Here is a 7,165-nt window from a genome sequence, read left to right on the forward strand (position 1 = left end):
CTTTTCGTGCGGCTACGCGTACAGATATCCAACCGGCTTGCCCTCGATGCGCAGGGGGCGGATGTCCTTCTGCGTGATGATCTGGCCGGCGAGGCCGTCGATCTCGTCGCGCTGGGTCGGCGTCCAGCTGCAAAGGTCGTTCATGCCCTTTAGAAGACCGAGGCGGAGCACTTGCGTGTTCTCGCCGAGGCCGACGAGGCTGATCGAGCTCTTGCCCGCCGTCACCACGTCGCCAGCCGCAAGCTCGAACGTCTCGCCGGCCTTGTTCTTGAATTCGGCCGTGCCGCGAATGACGCGGTAGATCGCGACTTCGCCCTTGGCAAGACATGTGGCGTCTGCTGCCGTCGAAGTGCTCTTCGGCAGGAGTGAGTGGCCACGCGGGTCGGTTGCGATGATGTGGCCACTGACGAGATGGCCGCTGGGAATCTCGATCCCGATATCGCGCAGGTAGACCGGCATGGCCGATTTGATCGGACCGTCGACGAGTGGCTTGAACAGCGCGTCCAGCGCGAGGGGATCCTGAAGCCAGAAGCCCGCGTCGGCCGGCCGGTTGTGCAGCGGGTGGCTCCAGGCCACGCGCGGCGTCTCGGCCTCGTTGATCTGGTCCGGACCGACGATCGTCGGGTTCGGAAAGGTCGTCGGATCGGTCACGAAGGCTTCGAGGAATTTGCCGGAGTAGCCCATCGAGATCGGGTCGGGCACCACGGTCTGCGGCGTCTTCAGGTTTTCTTCGGTCGACAGTCCCGACCAGGTGTAGAACAGCTGGCGGTGGACGATCGCGCTTTGCAGCATCACCGCGCCGGGGCCGACGTTGTAGAAGCGCCCGTCATAGTCGAAGGTGAAGGCGCCCGAGGTGACCAGCACGAGCTGAAAGCCGCCCGGCGGAAGATGAAGATGGAAATCGGTGGGGCCGGTGTCCGGGCGGTAGATCGGGAGGTTCGTCGCGACTTCGTGCAGGAGGAAGGTTTCGTTGTTGGCGTGGAAGCCCTCGTTCGCGCGGTTGTAGAGGGCTTGCGGCCGGTACGTCGGCTCGAACCTGGCATTCCTGTCGCGATCGATCGCCACGAAATCCTGAGCGTTGAGGCGTAGCGGCGCGCCGTTCGGATGGGTGAGGCCGGTAAATTTGAGATCGCCGGCGGCATGCAAGTTCATGGCACTCTCCGATCTTTGCCGCCCCGTCCGGTCTCCGGGCGCACGCATCTTGCTGCGCCAATTCGTGGGAGCAGGGAATCAGGCCTGACGCTGCCTTGCGAATTCTGGGCCAGTCGGGATGCAGCACGACGCGCGGGCCCGGCGGCTCCGCACGGTGCGATGAAAAATCGAGATCGCGCCTGAGGTTAGACGGCAGGTTAGGCTGGCTTGCCTGGGCCTCATCGCCGAGCCCGCAACCCCGACGACGGGGCGCGGTTTGTCTAATTTGTCGGCAAGCCCCGGCGCAGGCGTGCAGCCGCGCAGGTCGTGCCGATCAGCAAAGGCCAGCCGGGCACGAGAAACCGCTCATTCGAACGACTGACGGACGATCCGCTCGGGCTTGCCGATCGGGCTGTCCGCCCACTTCGCCATGTCCACCGTTCGCGCGTCAATGCCTTTGCACCAGAGGCAGCTGAGCTCCGCGCGGCCCTTGGCCGAAAGCAGCGGTACAAGTCCGTGGCCGCAGCCAGCGCAAGACGTGACGCGATTCACGCGTTCCTCCACGATCACCGAATTCAGGAGCGACATTGTCGTTCGCCAAGCTTGCGCGGGCGCTATGACGGCGCACGAACGCTTCCGATCGGAGCGCTCGCGCCCGAGATCGTCGAGGCTGCGATCCAGCGCGAGACCGCCCCGATGTCCTCTGCATTCTCGCGATAGGCGCGAAGCTGGAATTCCGCCGAGCTGCCGCGCTCCACGATGGTCCGGCAGTGCTCGACCTCGGCGGCGCAGTTCAGCGCGGCTGCGTCCCCGGCGACGTCGTCGATGATCCGGGCGAGCTGCTCCGAGATGGTGACCGGCCCGTCCTTCGAGGCAAAGATGCAATCGGTGCCGTAGCGCTGCGCCCGCCATTTGTTCTCGACCGCAATCGCGCGTTCGACCACCGTGACCTCCTTCGATCGATGCGGCCGCAGATAAAGATGGCGCGTCAGGCAGCGATAGAGCGAGGCGATGGCAACGGCGTCGTCGATGAAAGTGCAGGTGTCGGGCGCGCGAAGCTCGAGGGTCGGATGCCTCATGGACGGCCGCATCGCCCACCAGATATGGCTCTCGTCGGGAATCACGCCGGAGCGTTGCAGCGCGCCGACATATTCGTCGTAGTCGTGCCTGGTTTCGAACAGTTCGGGCAAGCCGGTGCGCGGCAGCTCGGAATAGGCGGCAAGCCGGTAGCCCTTCAGCCCGGTCTTGTGGGAATTCCAGAACGGGGAGGAGGCCGACAGCGCGATGAACAGCGGCAGATGCGGCAGCATCGCCCGCATCACCGCCATCCGCTTCTCGGGATCGGGCAGCTGGACGTGCACATGCATGCCGCACATCATGTTGCGGTGGCCGATGCTGCGCAGATCCTCGATCATCTCCTCGTAGCGCGGCTTCGGGCTCGGCTGCGACATGCGCCAGACCGCGGTCGGATGCGTGCCGCAGGCCATGATGACGAAGCCGTATTGCGCAGCGACGTTGGCGACCTCGCGGCGGAGGAACCGCAGCTCTTCCCGGGCGTCATTGACATCGACGTGAACGTTGGTAGCGACCTCGAGCTGGGATTGCAGCATCTCCCGCATCGCCTGGCCGCCGGTGGACCAGTTCACCGACTCGAACAGGGCGTTGGGCGTTTCGATCGCGACCTCGAGGCTGCGGCGATCGGCGAGGAAGTACTCCTCCTCGATGCCGAAGGAATATTCAGCCGCCTTGCCGCGTCCGCCGGCAGAGCGGATGACGAGGTGCTGCTTGTCATCGGAGGAATCGAGGCGCAGCAGTTTCAAAACATCCGAAGCAAATGTCATAGGGCCACCCGGCAGTGGTATTACCTGCGGGCAATAATCCGCCTGACACGGGCCGGTTCCGCGTCTGACCCACTGGAAATTGCAAGGTCGAACGGAACAATTTTCACGTTTTCGGACGCGCGCGCGACCAGCGCGTGATTCGGCGGCACTTCCGTCCAGTCCGTTTCCTTGTCGAACGGCTCGGACACGACGACGACCTGGCCGCCGCTGGCCTCGCGATAATAGAGCGTGTTGGCGGCATCGTTGACCGCGACGCGAAACGAATAGAGATCCCGGCCGTTTGCGATCGCGCTGGTGAAACGCAGGCGCTCACGAAGCTCGCCCTCGTTGACCAGGCCGACGAGCGATTGCAGCACGGTTTGCGTTGCGCCAAGGGGATCGCTGTCGAGTCCCGCGCCCATCATGGCGAGGAACACGGCTTCCGAATCGGTCGTGCCCAGCCGCGAGGGGTAGTAGGCATCGGGGATCAGCGCCTCGACCTTGCGCCGCAGGCGATTCCAGCTGCCGACGAAGCCGTTGTGCATGAACATCCACTGGCCGCAGGCGAACGGATGACAATTCTGCCGCGTCACCGCCGTGCCGGTGGCGGCGCGCACATGGGCGAAGAACAGATGCGAGCGCAGATGGCGGCAGAGGTAGCGCAGGTTTTCGTCCGACCAGGCCGGACGTGTCTCGCGGTAAAGGCCGGGCTCCGGATGCTCGCCATACCAGCCGAGACCAAAGCCGTCGCCGTTCGAGCCCGCGGTGGATTGCAGCGAGCGGATGCTCTGCGCGATCAGCGAATGCTCGGGCTCGGTGACGTAAGGCTCGAACGAGGTGGTCTCGCCCCGGTATGCGATCCAGCGGCACATGCGGCCTTCCTGTCAGGATGTGGCGTAAGGTTCACCAACAAGATCGCCTGTGTTGGGTTCCCCGGCGATGTGTTCTGCAAAGTCCGGATCATTTCTGCAGCGTGTTTTAGACGTTCATTTACCCTGCATTGCGGGAACCCGCGCATTAATCCATCTCTTAACGCCGACACGGTTAGGTTGCGCGCGAATTTTGAGTGCGCATCATGAGCCGATTTGTTCTTTTCACCTGCATGGCGTTCGTCTCCACGTTCGTGGGCGTCTCCTGGGCGATGCGCGGATTTCCGGTGTCGCACGTTTCGCTGGTCGGTGAATTGAGGCCCACGCTCAGTTCCTCGTTCGGCGATGAGCATTCAAAGGCCAAGCAGCGGAAGGATTGGGAAGCTGAGCACACCCTGCAAAGCGACAAGGACCCGAAGCAAGACGCACTGCGGATGGACGCATTGCAGGCAAGCACCGCTTACGCGATGTCGCCGTGCGACGACACCATGAAGGCGAACCTGAGGGCGGCTACGGAGGCCTATGCGCGGGGCTGGGTGAAGATCTACGATTGCCCAAATCCGAGAATGGGCATGTTCTGCAGTGAAGAGAAGCGCGATCGGGCGAACGCCGCGTATTCCACGCCGCTGGACGTTCGCGTCAAGGCGCAGCTGGCCGAGGCGTTCAAACAAAAGGGCATCGTCAAGGAAGACTTCCCGGAGGATATCCGCGACGTCGTTCTCTGGTTCACCGGGCCCGGTATGTTGTTTGATCCGTCTCCGGTGTGCCTGCCACGGCAGCAGGCATCGGCGAGCTTCAAATGAGCCGCGCCTGGTTCATCGTCTGGGCGCTTGTCATCTGGCAGGTCGCCGCCTGGGCATTCGCTCCGCAGAAGACAGCCCAGCAACCAGCAGCACCGGTCGATGGTCCGGGTTATGGCTCCAACGAAGAGATCTTCGTGGACGGTCGCGCAGGCTTGCGCCGCGAGACCGCTCTGGCGTTCGAGCGCCCTTATGGATCGCGTTGCGCGGGAGAGGGGCGGAAGCAATTCGTCGCCCATATCGACTACTACTATTATCGTCGTCAGAACGATATGGAACACTACCCCAAGATTTTCGGGAAAGCCGGGGCAGACTACATCGCCAAGCAATGGTCGACCGGAGACGACAAGCGCTTCGAACGCCTGACGCAGGAAGCCTACGCGCAAGGCTATCTTGCCCTATCGGATTTCGGTGACGTCGGGCGCAAACTGGCGGAAGCCGTTGTCAGGGGCGAGCGCGTCACCGCGCATTCCTGCGCAAGCTGATGGTCCACGGAGACTCTCGGTGAAGCCTCTCAGCACCGAGAATCCCGCTCTCTCAGACCGGAAGCGGGATCAGGGCGGCAGCTTCGCGATCATGCGCGTCCTCGCTTGCGGCGAGACCCTGCGCGACGCCGACCCGATCGGCCTCGGGCCGGTTCTGGCTCATCTTGCGCTTGCCCTCGAACCGCACCACGGGAATGCGTACACCGACGATCCCGCGCAATTGCGCGGCGATGAAATCGGCGGGGGCGTCACTGACGGCCCACGGCTTGGCGCGTGCGCCCTCGTGCCTGTTCGTCAGCCGCGTCACGGCGTCGAGCAGGCGCTCCGGCTCCTGGAAGAATTCGACCGGGCCGTAGGCATGCACCGCGACGTAATTCCAGGTCGGCACGACCTTGCCGGTCTCCTGCTTGGTCGCATACCAGGACGGCGTCACATAGGCGTCGGGGCCGTTGAAGATGGCGAGCGCATCGCCGATCGGCGGCAGCTTCCATTGCGGGTTGGCCTTCGCGACATGCCCATAGAGCACGCCGTGCTCGCCTTCGCTCTCGTCGAGGAAGAGCGGCAGGGGCGTGGCGACCGGGCCCTCGGCGGTGGCCGTCACCAGGCTGGCGAGGCGCGCACCGCGGATAGTCGCGCGGATGTTCTCGATGTCGTCGTCGTTGAAGGCGGGCGGGATGTACATGGCGTGTCTCCGTTCTTGATGCGGAGATAGCCGGAATCTGGCCTATACGAAACGGCCAGTTATGTATGATTTCATCAGTCCAGTTCGACGGCGGCCTGGGCGAGGAGCTTGCAGCCTCTCTCGATCTGCGCGATCTCCAGCGCCGAATAGCCCATGACGAGACCGACGGTCTTCCGCGTCCGGCTTGGCGTCCGGCTTGGGCCGACCAGCAACGCCGAGACCGGATAGATGCCGACGCCTTTCGCGCGAGCCGCCTGGATCAATGCATCTTCGCGCTTCTGCGGCAGATCGTCGAGCCACGCCACCACGTGCAGGCCGGCCGCCGTGCCCTCGATCCGGACACGATCTCCGAACCGGCGGCGCAACGCGCCGATCAGTGCCTGCTGACGCTCGGCGTTGCGCCGGCGCACGCGCCTGACGTGGCTGTCATAGGCGCCGCTTTCGAGCATCGAAGCGAGAGCGTGCTGTTCGATCAGCGGCGTGTGCCGGTCCATGATCTGCTTGGCGGCTGCGAACGGGGATCGCAGCCCGGCGGGCACGACCAAGTAGCCGATCCGCAAGGTCGGGGAGAGCGTCTTGGAGACGGTGCCGAGATAGATCACGTTGTCGTTGCCCTCCAGCGCGTGCAGCGGCGGGATCGGCCTGGTGTCGTAGCGATACTCGCTGTCGTAATCGTCCTCGATCACGTAGGCGTCGTGCTTGCGTGCCCAGGCCAGCAATTGGTGCCGGCGTCCGATCGGCATGACGCCGCCGAGCGGATATTGATGCGACGGCGTCACATAGGCGAGCCGGGCCTCGATGCCGTCGAGCCGCGCTGTCTCAAGTCCGTCCGCGTCAACGGGGATCGGCACCGTCTCGGCGCCCGTCGCCGCGAGCGTGTGCCGCGCCATCTGGTAGCCGGGATCCTCCATCACGAAGCGGTCGCCGGCGTCGAGCAGGAGGCGCGCGCAGATGTCGAGCCCCTGCTGCGAGCCGTTCACGACAATGATCTGATCGACCTCGCAGCGGACGCTTCGCGATCGCCACAGATAGCCCTGAAGCGCGGTCCGCAGCCGCAGCGCGCCGCAGGGGTCGTCATAGGCCAGCCGCTCGGGCTTGCGCACCATCGCCGCCGTCACGGCCTTCTTCCATGCCAGCACCGGGAAATCCGACGGCGAGAGCTCGCCATAGCGGAAGTTGGCGATGAGCCCGCGCGGCGGCTCGGTCCAGCGCGGCGGGTCCGACCGCAGCCGCTCGCCGAAGGCCGACAGAAGCGGCTTGCGCGCCGAGGGCCGCGATGCGGCGCGCGCGCGTCCGCGTTCGACGACGGCGCGGGCAACGCGCGGCCGCGCGCCATGGCGTGTCTCGATAAAACCTTCGGCGGCGAGCTGTTCATAGG

At 64.7% G+C, this 7,165-nt stretch carries 8 protein-coding genes; 2 read left to right on the top strand and 6 right to left on the bottom strand.

Annotated elements, in window-relative coordinates; all coding sequences use genetic code 11:
• Positions 1 to 12: 12 nt before the first annotated feature.
• The 4 genes from AC1DW2_RS25660 to AC1DW2_RS25675 all read right to left on the bottom strand — a co-directional run bounded on the left by AC1DW2_RS25660 (position 13) and on the right by AC1DW2_RS25675 (position 3,823).
• Positions 13 to 1,152, bottom strand: coding sequence for a hypothetical protein (locus AC1DW2_RS25660; protein ID WP_477007427.1), 1,140 nt, complete (start codon positions 1,150 to 1,152; stop codon positions 13 to 15).
• A 345-nt stretch (positions 1,153 to 1,497) separates the two neighbouring features.
• The gene (locus AC1DW2_RS25665) at positions 1,498 to 1,683 is read right to left on the bottom strand and encodes a hypothetical protein (RefSeq protein ID WP_477007428.1); all 186 of its coding nucleotides are present in this window, start codon (positions 1,681 to 1,683) and stop codon (positions 1,498 to 1,500) included.
• 62 nt (positions 1,684 to 1,745) lie between these two features.
• Complete coding sequence (locus AC1DW2_RS25670; protein WP_439034556.1) at positions 1,746 to 2,972, bottom strand: carboxylate-amine ligase; 1,227 nt, start codon at positions 2,970 to 2,972, stop codon at positions 1,746 to 1,748.
• A 20-nt stretch (positions 2,973 to 2,992) separates the two neighbouring features.
• Positions 2,993 to 3,823, bottom strand: a complete 831-nt coding sequence (locus AC1DW2_RS25675; RefSeq protein ID WP_477007429.1) for a class II glutamine amidotransferase — start codon at positions 3,821 to 3,823, stop codon at positions 2,993 to 2,995.
• A 203-nt stretch (positions 3,824 to 4,026) separates the two neighbouring features.
• Between AC1DW2_RS25675 and AC1DW2_RS25680 the strand changes: the two genes are divergently transcribed.
• Together AC1DW2_RS25680 and AC1DW2_RS25685 are read left to right on the top strand one after the other, a co-directional pair.
• Positions 4,027 to 4,623 carry a hypothetical protein gene (locus tag AC1DW2_RS25680; protein ID WP_224581006.1) on the top strand — a complete coding sequence of 199 codons (597 nt, stop codon included), beginning with the start codon at positions 4,027 to 4,029 and terminating at the stop codon, positions 4,621 to 4,623.
• Positions 4,620 to 5,105 (top strand): hypothetical protein, encoded by a 486-nt coding sequence (locus AC1DW2_RS25685; protein WP_071915161.1) that lies wholly within the window; start codon positions 4,620 to 4,622, stop codon positions 5,103 to 5,105. The genes AC1DW2_RS25680 and AC1DW2_RS25685 overlap by 4 nt, the downstream gene beginning before the upstream one ends.
• A 52-nt stretch (positions 5,106 to 5,157) precedes the next feature.
• On the opposite strand, the gene AC1DW2_RS25690 is transcribed toward AC1DW2_RS25685, so the two are convergent.
• Together AC1DW2_RS25690 and pdxR are read right to left on the bottom strand one after the other, a co-directional pair.
• Positions 5,158 to 5,787, bottom strand: a complete 630-nt coding sequence (locus AC1DW2_RS25690) for an FMN-binding negative transcriptional regulator (protein ID WP_166094167.1) — start codon at positions 5,785 to 5,787, stop codon at positions 5,158 to 5,160.
• 74 nt (positions 5,788 to 5,861) lie between these two features.
• Positions 5,862 to 7,165, bottom strand: a 1,304-nt coding sequence (gene pdxR, locus AC1DW2_RS25695) for a MocR-like pyridoxine biosynthesis transcription factor PdxR (protein WP_477007430.1), incomplete at its 5' end; no start/stop codon positions are given.

It is taken from the genome of Bradyrhizobium sp. P3_C3 (assembly GCF_056402655.1).